Source organism: Arthrobacter sp. MP_M4, from assembly GCF_035984855.1.
In the GTDB taxonomy this organism is placed as follows: Bacteria; Actinomycetota; Actinomycetes; order Actinomycetales; family Micrococcaceae; genus Arthrobacter.
Window position 1 is genome coordinate 424,231 of the sequence record NZ_JAXCHX010000002.1, and the last position, 16,002, is coordinate 440,232.

At 66.6% G+C, this 16,002-nt stretch carries 15 protein-coding genes; 9 read left to right on the forward strand and 6 right to left on the reverse strand.

Annotation, left to right across the window (positions count from 1 at the left end):
• Window positions 1–38 precede the first annotated feature (38 nt).
• Window positions 39–506: a (deoxy)nucleoside triphosphate pyrophosphohydrolase gene (locus RCH15_RS04405; protein WP_326958394.1), complete on the forward strand. Its 468-nt coding sequence runs from the start codon at window positions 39–41 to the stop codon at window positions 504–506.
• 7 nt (window positions 507–513) lie between these two features.
• On the opposite strand, the gene RCH15_RS04410 is transcribed toward RCH15_RS04405, so the two are convergent.
• Window positions 514–1,800 (reverse strand): Rv2578c family radical SAM protein, encoded by a 1,287-nt coding sequence (locus RCH15_RS04410; protein WP_409017177.1) that lies wholly within the window; start codon window positions 1,798–1,800, stop codon window positions 514–516.
• A gap of 122 nt (window positions 1,801–1,922) precedes the next feature.
• Here RCH15_RS04410 and pcp point away from each other — a divergent pair, with 122 nt between their 5' ends.
• Entirely contained in the window at window positions 1,923–2,564 is a 642-nt protein-coding gene (pcp, locus tag RCH15_RS04415) for a pyroglutamyl-peptidase I (protein WP_326958398.1), read from the forward strand.
• Window positions 2,565–2,603: 39 nt separating this feature from the next.
• Here the strand turns inward: pcp and RCH15_RS04420 are convergent, their stop codons facing one another.
• Together RCH15_RS04420 and RCH15_RS04425 are read right to left on the reverse strand one after the other, a co-directional pair.
• The gene (locus RCH15_RS04420) at window positions 2,604–3,242 is read right to left on the reverse strand and encodes an SIMPL domain-containing protein (protein WP_326958400.1); all 639 of its coding nucleotides are present in this window, start codon (window positions 3,240–3,242) and stop codon (window positions 2,604–2,606) included.
• Window positions 3,239–3,697, reverse strand: a complete 459-nt coding sequence (locus RCH15_RS04425; protein WP_326958402.1) for a hypothetical protein — start codon at window positions 3,695–3,697, stop codon at window positions 3,239–3,241. The genes RCH15_RS04420 and RCH15_RS04425 overlap by 4 nt, the downstream gene beginning before the upstream one ends.
• Before the next feature lie 189 nt (window positions 3,698–3,886).
• Between RCH15_RS04425 and RCH15_RS04430 the strand changes: the two genes are divergently transcribed.
• From RCH15_RS04430 to RCH15_RS04445, 4 genes are all read left to right on the forward strand, one after another.
• Window positions 3,887–4,948, forward strand: a complete 1,062-nt coding sequence (locus tag RCH15_RS04430; protein ID WP_326958404.1) for a phenylalanine--tRNA ligase subunit alpha — start codon at window positions 3,887–3,889, stop codon at window positions 4,946–4,948.
• A gap of 2 nt (window positions 4,949–4,950) precedes the next feature.
• Window positions 4,951–7,494, forward strand: coding sequence for a phenylalanine--tRNA ligase subunit beta (pheT, locus tag RCH15_RS04435; RefSeq protein ID WP_326958406.1), 2,544 nt, complete (start codon window positions 4,951–4,953; stop codon window positions 7,492–7,494).
• A 113-nt stretch (window positions 7,495–7,607) separates the two neighbouring features.
• Window positions 7,608–8,201 (forward strand): 4'-phosphopantetheinyl transferase family protein, encoded by a 594-nt coding sequence (locus tag RCH15_RS04440; protein WP_326958408.1) that lies wholly within the window; start codon window positions 7,608–7,610, stop codon window positions 8,199–8,201.
• A 70-nt stretch (window positions 8,202–8,271) separates the two neighbouring features.
• Window positions 8,272–8,412 carry a hypothetical protein gene (locus RCH15_RS04445; protein WP_326958410.1) on the forward strand — a complete coding sequence of 47 codons (141 nt, stop codon included), beginning with the start codon at window positions 8,272–8,274 and terminating at the stop codon, window positions 8,410–8,412.
• 491 nt (window positions 8,413–8,903) lie between these two features.
• On the opposite strand, the gene RCH15_RS04450 is transcribed toward RCH15_RS04445, so the two are convergent.
• Together RCH15_RS04450 and RCH15_RS04455 are read right to left on the reverse strand one after the other, a co-directional pair.
• The gene (locus tag RCH15_RS04450; protein ID WP_326958412.1) at window positions 8,904–10,682 is read right to left on the reverse strand and encodes a molybdopterin-dependent oxidoreductase; all 1,779 of its coding nucleotides are present in this window, start codon (window positions 10,680–10,682) and stop codon (window positions 8,904–8,906) included.
• 720 nt (window positions 10,683–11,402) lie between these two features.
• Complete coding sequence (locus tag RCH15_RS04455) at window positions 11,403–11,885, reverse strand: DUF7010 family protein (RefSeq protein WP_326958414.1); 483 nt, start codon at window positions 11,883–11,885, stop codon at window positions 11,403–11,405.
• Here RCH15_RS04455 and RCH15_RS04460 point away from each other — a divergent pair.
• The 3 genes from RCH15_RS04460 (at window position 11,884) to RCH15_RS04470 (ending at window position 14,570) form a co-directional block, all read left to right on the forward strand.
• A complete protein-coding gene (locus RCH15_RS04460; protein WP_326958416.1) occupies window positions 11,884–12,069 on the forward strand; it encodes a hypothetical protein in 186 nt (61 codons plus the stop codon). The two genes, RCH15_RS04455 and RCH15_RS04460, sit on opposite strands and share 2 nt — an antisense overlap.
• An 87-nt stretch (window positions 12,070–12,156) precedes the next feature.
• Complete coding sequence (locus tag RCH15_RS04465) at window positions 12,157–12,291, forward strand: hypothetical protein (RefSeq protein WP_326958418.1); 135 nt, start codon at window positions 12,157–12,159, stop codon at window positions 12,289–12,291.
• A gap of 428 nt (window positions 12,292–12,719) precedes the next feature.
• Window positions 12,720–14,570 carry an HNH endonuclease signature motif containing protein gene (locus tag RCH15_RS04470; RefSeq protein WP_326958420.1) on the forward strand — a complete coding sequence of 617 codons (1,851 nt, stop codon included), beginning with the start codon at window positions 12,720–12,722 and terminating at the stop codon, window positions 14,568–14,570.
• Window positions 14,571–14,612: 42 nt separating this feature from the next.
• Here the strand turns inward: RCH15_RS04470 and RCH15_RS04475 are convergent, their stop codons facing one another.
• Complete coding sequence (locus RCH15_RS04475; protein ID WP_326958422.1) at window positions 14,613–15,998, reverse strand: M1 family metallopeptidase; 1,386 nt, start codon at window positions 15,996–15,998, stop codon at window positions 14,613–14,615.
• Between the last annotated feature and the right edge of the window lie 4 nt (window positions 15,999–16,002).

The following is a 16,002-nucleotide window of genomic DNA, read 5'->3' on the forward strand; positions in this document are numbered from 1 at the left end:
TTCTCCTTCATGCTTGTGCCGCACCTAGACTTGGGGACGTGAACGGACTGGTACAGGTTGTGGGCGGCGCGGTAGTGGATTCCTTGACGGGGCCCTGCCGGCTGCTGGTGGCGCGCCGGACGGCGCCCCCGCAGTTCGCCGGGATGTGGGAGTTCCCCGGCGGCAAGGTCGAGCCGGGCGAGACCGCCGAGCAGGCCCTGCACCGCGAGCTGCTGGAAGAACTGGGCGTGAGCATCCTGCTCGGCACCGAACTGGACAGTGGGTCCGCTGAGGGCTGGCCCCTCAACGCCCGGGCAAGGATGCGGGTGTGGTTTGCGGAAGTACGTGACGGAGTTCCGCAGCCTCTCCAGGACCACGATGAACTGCGTTGGATCGACATCCGCGACCGCGATGAGGTCTTGGGCCTGCCATGGATCCCGGCCGACCTGCCAATTGTCGGGGCCTTATTGGACCGGCTGCCGGCAGCAAAGACCGGACAGAGCATCCTTCCCGGGCCGAAAGAGTAAGAGCCTTCTAAAACAGAGTAGGCTGCGCGGCCGGTATGCCCGGCCGCGGTCCGGCGGCGGCCTCTGCCGCCTCAGGGATGCTGCCAGCGGGGTACTGCGCTTCCTCGTCCCTGGGGTCGCCGCTGCCGGCGGTGTCGTTGAGGCCGCGGTGGCTGAAGCCCTGCGATCCGAGGAAGCCATGGCGGGCTTTGAAGTACCTGATGCGGCCGGCCAGCCAATCGCGGTACTCCTTGGAGGCGTACGAACCTGATCCGTAAAGCCGGCGGTACTTGCCGGCGAGCTGCGGATGTTCCCTCGCGATCCACTGCATGAACCACTCGCGGGTCCCGGGCTTAAGGTAAAGCGCGCCGGCGGTAACGCCGGTGGCACCCGCCTCGGCCAGGGAGCCGAACAGGGAATCAAGAGCTTCGTCGCTGTCCGAGAGCCACGGCAGGATGGGCATTGCCATGACCCCGCAAGGCAGCCCCGCCTCCCGCAACCGGGTGATGAGCTTCAGTCGGGCCCGGGGACCGGGCGTACCTGGCTCCACCGCTTCGGAAAGCCGTTCGTCCGTCATTGCCAGGGAAATCCCTACGCCGACGGGAACCTGGGCCGCGGCATGCTTCAGGAGTGGAATGTCCCGGGCCAGCAGCGTCCCCTTGGTCAGAATGGACAGGGGAGTGCCGGAATCCGCCAGCGCTCCAATAATGCCCGGCATAAGCCGGTACCTGCCCTCGGCCCGCTGGTAGGGATCGGTGTTGGTGCCCAGGGCCACATGCTGCCGGCCCCAGGACGGTTTTGCCAGCTCCCGGCGCAGGACCTCCGCGGCGTTAATCTTCACTACCACCTGACTGTCAAAGTCCAGCCCGGCGTCAAAATCAAGGTAGGTGTGGCTCTTCCGGGCGAAGCAGTAAACGCAGGCGTGGCTGCAGCCCCGGTAAGGGTTGATGGTCCACTCGAACGGCATCCGTGAACCGGCGGCCACTTTATTGAGCACCGATTTTGCGGTGACCTCGTGGAAAGTGACGCCGGCGAATTCGGGGGTGGTTACGGACCGCACCAGCCCTATGAGGGGTAGCAAGGCATCGGCGGCGAGGGCTGTCCGGGCCCTGCCGGGACCGAGGGCAACACCGACGGCAGTGTCCTCTCCTGTTGCCGCGCTACTGCCTCCAGAACTGGCTCCAGCGCTGCCGGCAGGCGCGCTGCCTCCTGCTGAACTGCCTCCTGCTGAACTGCCTCCGGCGCTGTCGCCAGCGCTGTCGGCAGGCCCGCTGTCGGCAGGCGCCGGCCTGAGTGCTTGTGCGTCCCATCTCATCGCTCTATTCGAAGGTATGTTCGAGTTTAAGTCAAGGACCTCGCCGCCTTCGCATCCCCTCGACCTCCGCCCCACAGGCCACCGCTCGCGCCCGACCCCGCAGCCGTTGCTAGGCTGGGGCGATGATTTTGCTGACAGGATTCGAGCCGTTCGGCGGCGAAAGCACCAACCCGTCCTGGTCGGCCGCGCGGGAGGCCGCTGCCCGGCTCCGTGCGGAGGGACTGGACGCGCGGGCCGTGGAACTGCCGTGTGTCTTCGGGGAAGCGACCCGGGTCCTGGAAGCGGCGCTGGATCACTACGGACCGGATCTGGTGGTCTGCGCCGGCCAGGCCGGGGGAAGGCCCCGGATTTCGCTGGAACGGATTGCCATCAACTGCGACGACGCGCGGATCCCTGACAATGCGGGCAACTCACCCGTGGACCAGGCTGTGGTCAGCGGGGGACCGGCAGCCTACTTCAGCACCCTTCCGGTTAAGGCTGTACTCACTGCACTCCTCGCGGCGGGGATCCCCGCCGAGGTCTCGCAGACGGCCGGCACCTACGTTTGCAACCACCTCTTCTATGGATTGATGCATGCCCTGCGGCACCGTCCCGGAACGCGGGGAGGTTTCGTCCATGTCCCCTACGAACCGGCCCAGCTGCCGCCGGGGAGCAATCAGCCGTCGCTGACGCTGGAGCACATGACGGAGGCGCTCGCCGCCGTTGTCCGCACCACCCTGGGCACGACGGCGGACCTGAAGATCGCCGCCGGCACCACCCACTAGCTGTACAAGCCGCGCCCGCCCGGCATGCGACCCACCGGCTCAGTCAAGCAATTCCCACACCACGGAGACCGTGGCGGTGACGCTCGACTGGCCGGCCTCCACAGCCAGCGGTTCCACTGCGGCGGCCCGCTGCATCCTCGCGAGCGGGATCGGCGCAGGGTGCCCGGTTTGCTGCGCCAGGGAGACCACTCTGCCCAGCGATGCGCCGGCTAAAGAAGCAAAATGCGCAGCAGTGGTGAGGGCGTCCTGCCAGGCTGCTGTGCGGGCCAGCGCAGTGACCGCGGCGGGATCAGCGAAACCGAGTTCCAGCCCGTTCAGCCGGACGTCGTTGCCGCCGGCCGAGACCGCCGCTGCGATGACCTCCGAGGATGAGCCCAGCTCCCTGATCCGTACACTGAGCACATTGGAGGCCAGGTAGCCCGAGACTACTTGCCCCTGGCCTTCTTGCCAGTTCACCTCCGCACGGACGTTAAGTCCTGACGTCGTGATGTCCGGGCCCGCGATGCCATGGCGGCGCAGTGCGGCGGTAATGGCGGCGGAGACGCGGCCTGCCTCACCGTACGCCCTGTCCACGCCTTCCTGCCGGCACTCGACGCCGATCGACAGGGTCAGCAGGTCCGGTGCTGCTTCCGCGCTGCCGGTTCCACTGACTGAGATGGTTCTGGGGTTGTCGGTCATGTCGTGCCTCGATCCGTTTGGGGGCCGCTGGGCCTGTGTGGGGAGTGGGCGTGCGTTGGCTCCGGATAGCCCCCGGCCCGGAGGCCGGCGTGCCGTTCGAACACGTTGCGCGAGCCGGGGTTGCCGGTTCGGACCAGGGACCAGCCTGCCGCAAGGAAGTACAGCGGCAGAAACGGCAGGCCCAGGCACCAGGCGTACTGGGTGCAGTGGCGCTCCTCATGCCCCAGCAGCACGGGGTTGGCCAGGACTTCCGCGGGTCCGGAGCGGAAGATCACCACGTTGCCCACAGTGAACGCACCGGCCTTGGGCAACGGCCAGCGGTATCCGGTGGCGATCAGCAGTCCGCGTGGACCGCCGCGGAGAGGAGTACGGGCACAGCCGGCCAGCAGCAACCCCAGCGGGGTGGTTCCGTTCACTGCATTGGCCAGCTGCCGCAGCCGTTCTCCCGGCGTCATGGCCCCATGCTAGCCGTGCGCCGTTCCGATTGGGTCGACCGGACACGTTCATCGGGCCGGTTCAACTAGACTGAAGACGAGTGCCCGCCGGAGCTATTTGGCGAGCCCTGCCCTTTGTCGGCGCGCCGGTCCCTGCAACTAGTGGTCCCGTGCCGCCGGCATGAACCAACTCATAGCTAAGAACAGTAGATGACTGAAACTTTGCCGGGCGCCGGCGTCCCGAATCCCCTGGATGAAGCCGCCATCACCGCCGCCGTAGACCAGGCCGTTGCCGCCATAGCCGCCGCCTCCACGCTCGACGAACTCAAGGCCGCGCGCCTCGCGCACACCGGCGAGAAGTCCGCGCTGAGCCTCGCCAATCGTGAAATCGGTGGACTTGCCAAGGACCAGAAGGCCGCCGCCGGCAAGCTCATGGGCTCCTCCCGCGGACGGGTCAACAAAGCGCTCGCGGACCGTACGGCTGAACTCGTTGCCGAGAACGACGCGCGGATCCTGGTCGAGGAGACCGTGGACGTCACCGCCGCTCCGCGCCGCCGTCGTGCCGGTGCACGCCACCCGCTCTCCACCCTGCAGGAACGCGTCGCGGACATCTTCGTGGGCATGGGCTGGGAAATCGCCGAAGGTCCCGAGGTGGAGTCCGAGTGGTTCAACTTCGACGCGCTGAACTTCAAGCCGGACCACCCCGCCCGCGAAATGCAGGACACGTTCTTCGTGGAGCCGCCCGAAGCCCACTTGCTGATGCGCACCCACACCTCTCCGGTGCAGGTCCGCTCCATGCTGGAACGCGAACTGCCCATCTACGTCCTGTGCCCGGGCAAGGTCTTCCGCACCGACGAACTCGACGCCACCCACACGCCGGTGTTCCACCAGTTCGAGGGCCTGGCCATCGATAAAAAGCTCAGCATGGCGGACCTCCGTGGCACCCTGGAGCACTTCGCCCGGCAGATGTTCGGCGACGAGGCGCAGATCCGGCTGCGCCCCAACTACTTCCCATTCACCGAACCTTCCGCGGAGCTGGACATCTGGCACCCGGGCGCCAAAGGTGGCCCCAGCTGGATCGAATGGGGCGGCTGCGGAATGGTCAATCCCAATGTGCTCCGTGCCGCGGGCATCGATCCGGACATATATTCAGGTTTCGCCTTCGGCATGGGCATCGAGCGGACGCTCATGTTCCGCAACGAAGTCGGCGACATGCGCGACATGATCGAAGGCGACGTACGATTCAGCGAGCACTTCGGGATGGAGATTTAAGTATGCGTATCCCACTTTCCTGGCTGCGTGAATTCGCAGCAGTACCGGCCGAAGCGACAGCCGAAGACGTGATGGCAGACCTCGTCAAGGTCGGCTTCGAAGAAGAAGCAGTGCACCGGCCTACGGACGCGCTCCAGGGCCCCATCGTGGTGGGTCAGGTCCTGAGCATCGTCAAGGAACCCCAGACCAACGGCAAGACCATCAACTGGTGCCAGGTCCGGGTGGTCCCTGCAGGTCAGCAACAGAGCCTCACCGGTGAGGGCATCGACCCCTCGGGCGTCCAGGGCATCATCTGCGGCGCCCACAACTTCGTCGAAGGCGACAAGGTGGTGGTCACCCTTCCGGGTGCTGTGCTGCCCGGCGACTTCCGCATTTCGGCCCGCAAAACTTACGGGCACCTGTCCGCCGGCATGATCGCCTCCGTGCGCGAACTCGGCATCGGCGAGGACCACGACGGCATCCTGGTGCTGGCAAGGATCGGGCTGGACCCGGAAATCGGTACGGACGCCATGGAACTGCTGGGCCTCTACGACCAGGCCGCCGAAATCAACGTCACCCCGGATCGTGGTTACGCTTTCTCGATCCGGGGTGTGGCCCGGGAATATGCCCACGCCACCGGCACGGCTTTCACGGACCCGGCAACCAGGGCCCAGGCACCTGCTGGGCTGGCAGGCGGCCACGGCGTGAAGCTCAACGATGACGCCCCCATCTACGGCAAGCCAGGCTGCGACCGGTTCGTGGTCCGCACCGTCCGCGGCGTCGACGCCACGAAGCCCACGCCCCCGTGGATGACCTCCCGGCTGCGGCTCGCCGGAATCCGCTCGATTTCGTTGCCAGTGGACATCTCCAACTACGTCATGCTGGAACTTGGCCAGCCCACCCACTGCTACGACCTGGACACCCTGTCCGGTGACATCGTGGTCCGCCGGGCGGTGGCCGGGGAAAAGATCACCACCCTGGACGACAAAGAACGCACGCTCGACGTCGAGGACCTCCTCATCACCGACGATTCCGGTGCGATCGGCATCGCCGGCGTGATGGGCGGAGCCGCCACTGAGGTGTCCGACTCCACCACCAACGTCCTCGTGGAGGCCGCGCACTTCGACGAAGTGTCCATCGCACGCTCCCGCCGCCGCCACAAACTCCCGTCGGAGGCCTCCAAACGCTTCGAACGCGGCGTCGACTGGCACGTCGCCAACATCGCCGCCCAGCGGGTCGTCGACCTCCTCGTGGAGCTTGCCGGCGGCACTGCCGTCGCCGAGGGTACCGACGTCGGAACCGCACCGGCCGCCGTCGCCGTGGAACTGCCCGCAACCTTCGCCGCGGAACGCATCGGCATCGATTTCACCGAGGACCAGATCCGCACCTCGCTCGAAGACCTGGGCGCCGTCGTCGAAAAGAGCGGCAGCGGGTACCTGGTGACGGCCCCGAGCTGGCGGAACGACCTGGAAACCAAGGAGGATCTGTCCGAGGAGATCGCCCGGCTGGTCGGTTATGACAAGATCCCGGCGTCCCTGCCGGTGGCGCCTCCAGGCCGCGGACTGACCCGCGTGCAGCAGCAACGCCGACGACTGGTGCAGGCGCTGGCAGCGTCGGGGCTCACCGAGGTGCTTGCGTACCCGTTCGTCTCCCAAGCCGCCAATGACACTTTTGGCGTACCCGCGGCGGGAACCGCGAGGAAAGCGCTTAAGCTCGCCAACCCCATCAGTGAGGAGCAGGGCTACCTGCGCACCTCGATCCTGCCGGGCTTGATCGAGGTAGCCAAGCGCAACCACTCGCGCGGCTTCCGGGATCTTGCCTTGTTTGAGGCCGGACTTGTCTTCCTGCCGGGCGATACGCTGGGCACCGCCTCGATCCCGCCACTGGGAATCCGGCCCGCTGATGAGGTGCTGGACGGCCTGTACGACGGCGTCCCGGACCAGCCGCTGTACCTTGCCGCGGTGCTCACCGGACATGACTCACCCGTCGCCGCAGGCCACCCGGCCCGGGCATGGGACTGGGCCGATGCGCTGGACATCGCGCGGATCGCAGGAGACGTACTCGGCGTCGAAATCGTCGTCAGCCAGGGCAGCCACCAGGCCTTCCACCCGGGACGGGCGGCGCAGCTTGCGCTCCGCACCGGCGAGATCCTGGGCTACGCCGGCGAACTGCACCCCAAGCTGCTGGCCGCGCACGACATGCCTGCCCGCTCCGTTGCGCTCGAATTCAACGCCGACGCGCTCTTCGAGGCTGCCGCCGACGTGATTGTCTCCCGGCACCTCTCCACCTTCCCGGTCGCTACCCAGGATGTGGCCCTCGTGGTGCCGCAGGACGTCCCGGCGGAAGATGTGCTTGCCGCTCTCCGGGCGGGTGCCGGTGGCCTCCTTGAGGACGTCGCCCTGTTCGACGTGTACGCGGGCCAAGGCATTGAGGAGGGCAAGAAGTCGTTGGCCTTCAGCTTGCGCTTCCGCGCCAGTGACCGCACGCTGACCGCCGATGAGGCGTCGGCGGCCCGTGAAGGCGCGGTGGCCGTTGCTCACGAGCGCTTCGGAGCAGTCCAACGCTAGAAAACGGCGGAACACTCGCCGTAGCCGGAATCACCGTCCGGTCCGTTCGTCTTGCCGACGCCGGACCGGACGGGTGGCGGGACGGCGGTGCAGTTCTCGACTCTGTGGAACGCATGCGCGCCGCCCGCATCGCGGATCCCCTCGTGCGGCACGACTTTCTCTCCGGGAGGGTGGCACTGCGCGGATTCGCGGCGGAGATCCTCGGCGTACACCCCGAAGATCTGTCAGCCAACTATTCGTGCCCGGACTGCGGCACAGGCCCGGAGCTTGACCACGGCCGGCCCGGCTACCGGCTCGACGGAAGAGCCGCGTGTCTTATCCTCAGCCTGTCCCGCAGCCGGGGCTGGGCCCTGCTGGCCGCCAGGGGTGTGGGGGCGGACGGTGCACTTGCGGCCTCTGTCGGCGTCGACCTGGAGCACAGCGCCCGCGTGAGGTTTCCCGGGTTCGACGCCGTTGCCCTCACGCCGTCCGAACGGCAGCTTCTAAGCGCCCTGGCGCCGGACAGGGCGACGCTGTGGCGGGCGTCCGCGTGGGCCCGCAAGGAGGCCCTGCTGAAGTCCCGGGGTACTGGATTGCGGGTCGATCCGGCCACGGTGGAGGCATTCGTGGAACCCGGCAACGGCGGCCTGCTCGTCGACTTGGACGCGGTGGCGCTGGGCTTGCCCGCGGGCTTCGTCGGCGCGCTGGCCGCCGTCGACGCTGACTAGCAGGTTTCGCCCAGCCGGGTACTCTGCAGCGGTGGCTGTGCCCCTTTAGCTGCGCCAGGAAACAACTGCAGTGCTGAACATTTCTGCCCCCGGCCCGGGCCTGTTTACCGGGGACGCCGTTGCCGTTGCAGTCGACCTTGCGGACATGGCCAGTGATGCCTTGCGCCGTGGCATCAGGATCGCCGCGACGGATCTGCTCAGCGGTCATTGAAGGCCGCGATGGAGGGCTGGACAGCGATCAACCTCGCCTGCGGGGTGATCGTGCGCAGAGCAGGTGCTCGCGGGAGGAAGCCTTCGATATCCTCCGGCGGGCCTCGATCAGCCGTAACCAGAAGTTGCACACCCTTGCCGGAGATTCTCAGGCGTTTCTCCGACACCGCTGGAACGACAACCCGCTTCGTGGCCCGACAACCCGTCAAGCCGGCAGGACAGGTACACGGACGCGGCACAGATTTGAGCCGCGAATGACGGGTCCACCACGCTTCAGAGGGTGCGCGGCAGGTGGTTCTCGGCGCTGATCCTGCCCCAGTTCGTGATCGATGAGCGCCAGCATCTGCCGGCTCGTGAAGTTGTCGCGATCACCGGGTATTCGTTGAGTACAGTCCGGTTCCCGCGTGACGACGATCCGCCGCGACCGTAACCACCATGGGCCCGATCAGCTCCGCTCCTTGGCGACGGAAGGAATGAAGGGTTTCGATTCCGTCATATGGATTGCCGGTAGCCAAAGAACTCGTGGTCGTTGTTGTAACCGCCCAGCCCGCCCCCGATGTCCGCGAAGCTTTCGACAAACTCGATGGCTTGGATCCACTTCACCATTTTGAATCCGAGTTCGACTTCGTTGCGGAGGCGAAGCGGTGCCCCGTGGCCGAACGAAACGGGTGCGCCGTTCATGTCGTATGCGAGCATCGTGAGGTGGTAGCCCATCTGCTCGATGGCGTGGGCGTCATAGTAGAGGCCGCCCTCCGGGCCGTTGGCGAACGAGTAGAAGATCACCCATCTGGCTTCGGGCTTTGGACGTACGGTGTCCAGGATCGTCTGCATGGAAATCCCGCCCCACTTTGCCACCCCGGACCAGCCTTGAATGCAGAAATGCTGCGTAATCTGCTCCTGATATGGAAGAGCCCGGAGTTCCCCGAGGGACAGCTCGACCGGGTTCTCGACGAGGCCGCCGACAGCGAGCTTGTAATCGATGAAGCCATCCGCCTGGAGTTGCTTGTACTTTGCGCTGTCGGGGTAGTTGCCGTTGTGCCAGAAATAGGGCGAGATGTCTTTCTCTGTGTACTCGCCGGGTTTCGAGTCGACATGTTCGAACAGCCGCTGAGCGGGTCCTACGAGTGCGTAACCCAGGCGTTGCACGACCCGCGGATGACGATACGTGAACGGGGTCGCGGCGACCCACCCGACGATAATCACGACCATTGAGTCGGCGAAAATCCAGAATCCGGTCCAGGATGCCGTGTTCTGGGACGCGTAGATGTGGTTCAGATTGCGCAGGGCACCGGTGGTGAACACCAGAGTGACGTGAATGACGATGAAGAGGACGAACCAGCACAGCACGAAGAAGTGCAGGGAGCGGGCCACCTGGATGCTGAAGAACCGGCTCACCCAACGGAACCGGGTGGACAACGCCGGGGACATGCCAAGCCCGGTCAGGAGAGCCACCGGCGGGGCGATGAACACCGTGATGAAGTACGCGAGAAGTTGCAGGCTGTTGTAGTTGTTCCACCCGCTCTCGACCGGCCAGCGCAGCGAGAGGTACTGAATCGCGACCGAAACGGCGTTCGGGAAAACATCCCACCGCACCGGAACCAACCGCATCCACTGTCCGGTGGTGAACAACAGGATGTAGAAGACGACGCCGTTTGCCAGCCACAGAGTGTCGATGCCCAGATGCCACCAGCGGGCCAGACCGATCGAATGCCGCCGGCCCGGCAGGCCGACACCGTCAGGCAGCGTGATGGAGTCCTCCTTCGCCGTATAGAGCGGGGCCGTGGGCACGGGCTTCTGCACCCGGAACCAGTCCTTGCCGGGCGTCGCGTTGCGGGTCCAATAAAGCCGCGGATGGTCTGCGAGGATCGACACCCCGGACCGGATGATGAAGATCATGAGGAACATGTTGAGGAAGTGCTGCCAGCCCACCCATGCGGGGAAGCCAACCGGAGCATTCGGCAGCGGCTGTGACTCACCGGGATAACGCTGCAGGAAGGCCTGCACCTGAGGCAATTCACGGATGCCCTGGGCGACTGCCACCCCGACGATCAGCAGCAGCAGCCCGATAGGGATCAGCCAGAGAAGGTTGAACCATTTGTTCTGTCCGATTCTGATTCTTGGCGCCACTCCGTATTGCGGCTGAACTCCGCCAGCCCAATGCTCGTCGACCGCAGAATACCGGGTGGCGTCGAGTTCGCTGCGTAAGCTCATCCGTGCTGCCGCGCTGAACCCTTCGGCGGGAGGAGACGGTTCATTCGAAGATTCACTCATACGCCCAACCTAGCCCTCACGAGAGCAAGCGCTGCATCACTCCATATCCCAGCCTTCCGCCCGCCAAGGGGACGGGGGAGGGCTGCCGGGACCTGTCACTTCGATGGTTCTACCCAGCCAGATCACAAATATGCTTGAGCGAGCCGTACGACGATGGCCCCCGCGAAGGCCGCGCCGTTACGTCCGATAACCGGGCCGGGGACAGCCGGATCAACTGGGCCTCGATGGGGCCATCGAAGCCGCCGCGGCATCCCGTTAAAGCGCAGGCCAGTTCGCGGGATCGTAGTCAAACCATCCGCCGCGAGGTTCCCTTACTGTCGGCGCCGGACGGTCCACCGGAGGCTCTTGCGGGTCTGTCTGCCCGGGTGTCCGTGGTGCTGGACATGCGCCCTGCCCGGCGGCGGCGCACCGTGACGCGGCGGCCTGTTTCAGCGCCCGGATGATGTTGCCGCGTGAACTCGCCGGCGACGCGGTGATGGTCATCTCAGCCCATACCTCTCATCGATCGGGCCGGTGGACGGTTCCACCGGCGTGGGACTGTGCGCAGCCGTTGACGGCCGGTGCCGCTCAGCTCGAGACTGCCACCAGCACTACGGCGGCGAGCCCGAGGGTCCCGAAGATCCGCAGCAGCTTCCTCACGATGCTTCCACGGGCGGTGCCAACGGCACCCGGTTTCGGCCGCCATCGGCGGGCACCCGGGCAGGGGCCCGGTTCGCCACGTTAGCGTCCCCGGCTAAGCGGGGTGTTCTGCAGGGAGCGGGCGGACGTGCGAAGCAGGAATGCGAAGGCTACGAGCAGAGCCCCGGTGAACCATCCGACGACGGTGGACGGGGCGGGCAGCCCATACAGGAGGAGGATGCCTGGTACGACCAGTGCTGCGGACAGGACGGCGAACAGGCGCATGCCGTAGAGGAAGACGAAGGGGAGGTAGTGCGCCCCGACGATGACCATGCCCGCCGGAAAGAACAGTTCACTGCGTCCGTCGAGCAGGGCCACGATCACGACAAAGCCGATCGGTACCGTGAACGCTATCTGCATCGCCAGGGGTGCCATCGGGTGCCCGGCCGGCAACGACGAGGGCCGTCCGGAAAGCCGAATGGCAAGTGTCGTCAGCGGAAAGATCAGCATTCCACCGAAGAACAGTGCGCCGACAGCGGCCGGTGTGGCCCTGCCGCACGTTGCCGTGCCGTACCGTGAGCCCATGGACTCTCCCCAACGACCGCGGCTGCGGGTAGTCGCCTTCATCGCTGCGGTGGTGCTCGGTACAACCGTGGTCATCGTCTTAACCCGCTGGGTGACTGGTTCCTGGTCCACCGGCGCGACGGCCGGAGTCATTGCCGGCACACTGTCCGCAGCAATGTACCCGCTCCTAATTCGAAAGCGCTGACCGCCCCTAACCAACGGAAGTCACGCTAATCCACGTTCCCAACCAGAGCGTGGTCTGAGAGCAACCACGACCGGCACCGTCACGACCGTGGCCGCACCGGTTCCTCCAGCGGACGACAGGGCAGTCGACGGGTACGACTGGATGGACACCCTCGAAGGCACGCCGTGGTCCGCACAGCCGAACAGGGGCAGCGAAGGCTGGGACGCCGGATCCTGGACCTAGATCATCTTCGCCGTCGCCCGCACCAGCGATAAGGACGGGGAACTGTTCGGCTACGGCACCTGCGTCGAAGGCGACACCTCCACGCACTGGTTCCAGGCCCAGGCCCCTTGCTTCGAAGCGATCACCGTCGACGTGTTCTTCGACTGGGCATCCGGCCAGTCCCACGGCCCGGACAACCTCCCGCCACCGCCACCGGCCTGCCGGACCAGGCTCGGAAGCCCTACCCCGGCTGGACGGACTAAAAGTGCTCGGGTGCCCCGGCCACCACCGGCCGGGACACCCGAAAGGCACGCCAACATCCGTTGACACAGCATGGAGATTCCTTCGCTTCGAAGAGGCTGACGAAGCGTGTGCTGCCGATTCCGTGTGTCCGGCGCCCAAGTAGCGGTTGGATCAGGATTGTCGGTGCCCCGGTTTAGTCTGGAAGTGTGAAGAGCGGGGAAGCTTTGAGCGGGGAGTGTGTGGAGGCGGTGGGTGCCGTCGCCGGTTCTGTTGCGGCGCTTGCCGCGATCTTCGGGGCGGGCCTGTCCGGTGGCGGGCCGGGTTCCGCGGAACCCGGCGGTGCGGGGCGGGACTCAGCGTCTGCCAACGGTGTGGGTGGGGATCCGTTGCGGGACGTCGCGGATGCGTGTCTGGAGGGGTTGGCTGAGGTGGCGCGGTTGGAGGCTGGGGCCGCGGCGGTGAAGGTCAGGTTGACCGGTGAGTATGTCCGGGCCGCGGAGGCGCTGGCCCCGCCGGCGGTTTCGCCGCAGCAGCGCACCGCGTGGGAGATGGCCGTCGTGGCGGAGGTCGCGTGCGTGTTGACGGTCAGCGAACGCGCTGCTGGGGCTTTGATTTGTGAGTCCCGGGCACTGTGCTCGGGGTTGCCGTTGACGCTGGCGGCGTTGCAGGCCGGGGAGTTGTCCTGGCAGCACGCCCGGGTCATGGTCGGGGAAACCACCGGCCTGGACCGGGGAGGGACGGCCGGGCTGGAAGCGCATTTTTTGGATCCCGCGGCGCCGAACCCGGCCCGGGGCTGCCCGGCCGGGGACCTCGTCCCGGGCCGGTTCCGGGCCAAAGCCCGGACCTGGCGCGAACGCCACCACCCGGTCAGTATCGAGGCCCGGCACGCTACCTGCGTCGCGGACCGGCGGGTGGAGTTCAGCCCGGACCGGGACGGCATGGCCTGGTTCTCGGCCTACCTCCCGGCCGTGACCGCGTCCGCGGCCTGGGACCGGGCCACCACCGCCGCGCGCGCCCTCCAGGGCCCGGCGGAGACCAGGACCTTGACCCAGCTCCGCGCCGACATCACCGCGACCTGGCTCCTGGCGGGCACCACCACCGGCGACGCCGGCGACCCCGGTGCGGCGGGCGGTCCGGGTGCGGGTACCGGGGGTGCCGGTGCTGCGGGGACATGGGGTGTGCCGTCGCCGCGGGCGCAGGTCCTGATCACCGTCCCGGTGCTCTCATTGCTCGGTCTTACCGGGGAACCGGCGGTGTTGGACGGGTACGGGCCGGTTCCGCCGTCGGTCGCCCGCCGCCTGGTCGCCGACGGGTCCGGGTCCTTTTACCGGGTCCTGACCGATCCCAGGGACGGGGCGCCGTTGGAGATCGGCAGGACCAGCTACCGGCTCACCGGAGCCCAGCGGCGCTGGCTGCGGCTCCGGGACGGCAAATGCCCGTTCCCGGGCTGTAACAATGCCTCCCTGGACAACGAAGCAGACCACGTCCTGGCCTGGGCCGACGGCGGCACCACCGGGATCACGAACCTGGGCCAGCCCTGCCGCAAACACCACCGCCTCAAACACGCCTCGGCCTGGACACCCACCGGGGCCAGCAAAGACCACCCACCCGGATGGACCTCACCGATGGGACGGCGGTACCCCAGCGAATCCCAGAACTGGGAACCACCGCCCTGGCCAGCCATCCTCACAGCACTGACCCCGCCCCCGGACCGGGGGTCGCCGGCAGCTCAGACCCCGGACCCGCAAACGAACCCGGGGCCGCCACTGGACAAGGGCCAGGGCCGGACACCGCCACCGGACGAGGAACACGACACGGACTCAGACTGGGACCTCCCACCAGGCGACGATCCGGGCAGGACCCCGCCGCCAGGCGACGGTCCGGGCAGGACGCCGCCGCCAGGCGACGGTCCGGGCTGGAACCCGCCACCGGACGCGGACCTGGACTGGGACCTGGACGCGGAACTGCACACGGGACTGCCGCCGGATCCCGGCCCGGACCCCGACCAGGAACACCCCGCCGACCCTCTATCCGCAAAGTACCAACCCGCGGCCTGATAGGACCCTCGGCGAGCAATCGGGCGGATGAATCCTCCGAATTTAGTCGCTGCCTGGCAAGGGTGGCAGCGCTTCCTGATATAACCACGGGTGAAGGAGTGTTTCCGTATCGAGCCCGGTCGCATGGTCAGCGGTAAGGATGAACTGCGCCGTCGAGACAGAGCCATGACGGTTCTGGCCGGCCCAGTCATGGAGCAGGGAGAAAAATGCCAGGTCGCCGCAGTGCAGGCGCAGGGCATGCAGTGCCAAGGCGCCGCGTTTGTAGACGCGGTCATCGAACATGAGCTCCGGTCCAGGGTCGCCCACCAGCAAGTCCTGCTTGCCGGCCTTGAGTTTCCGCCACGCACCTGCCGCGCGGCGCGCCACAGACATAACGCCGGCTTCCTCGGACCAGATCCATTCCGCGTAGCAAGCGAATCCCTCGTGGAGCCAGATGTCCTTCCATGAGGCCGCCGTTAGCGAATTGCCGAACCACTGATGGGACAATTCGTGGGCTATGAGCCGCTGGGACTCCCAGTCCTGCGTCAAGTGGTTGGGGCCGAAGATGGACAGGCTTTGCGCTTCCAAGGGGATTTCCAGGTCGTCCCCGGTCACCACGGCCGTGTATTCCGGAAAGGGGTAGGGTCCGAAACGATCGATGAAGGTGCGCATCATCTCGGGTTGTCGCGCCAGCCCCGCGCGGGCCGTATCCGCCAGCACCGCCGGAACGGCCGCATACTGCGGTACGTGGGATTCCGGATGGCCGGGATTGAGCACCAGGAGTTCATAGCGGCCGATTTGTACTGTGGCGAGGTAGGTGGACATGGGCTCGGTTTGCTCATAGATCCAGGTCTCGCGGCTCGACCGGCTGGTACGGGAGACCAGGAGGCCATTGCACACGGCCCGGTAGTTGGCGTCGGTGGTCACCGAAATCCGGTAGCTTGCCTTGTCCAGCGGGTGGTCGTTGCAGGGAAACCAGGACGGCGCGCCGTTGGGCTGCCCGGCCACGAGCACCCCGTCGGTCAGCTCCTCCCAGCCCACTTCGCCCCACAAACCGCGGCGGGGGGAAGGGTTGCCTTCGTAGCGGATATCCAGGATGAAGTCCTCGCCCGGGAGCAATGCGGCCTCGGGAACCACGACGAGCTGGTCGGCCCGGTGGCTGAACTTTCGAACCTTTCGACCGCCGAGCTGAATCTTCGTGGCCCGGAGCCCGGTGAGGTCCAAGACGATGGCCGACGTCGGTCGCTGGGTCACGCCGTGGACCACAGCGCGCCCGTTCAGGCGGTTGCTGCTGAGCTTATAGTCCAGCTCTATTTCATATCGGGTGACACGGTAGGCGTTGGTGCCATGCCCTGGCAAGTAAGGATCCGGAGAAACCGCGGGTTTTTCGGAGGACGGGACTCCTCCGGTGCCAGCGGCAGCGGTGGAACTCTGGGGGCTGGAACTCATCGAG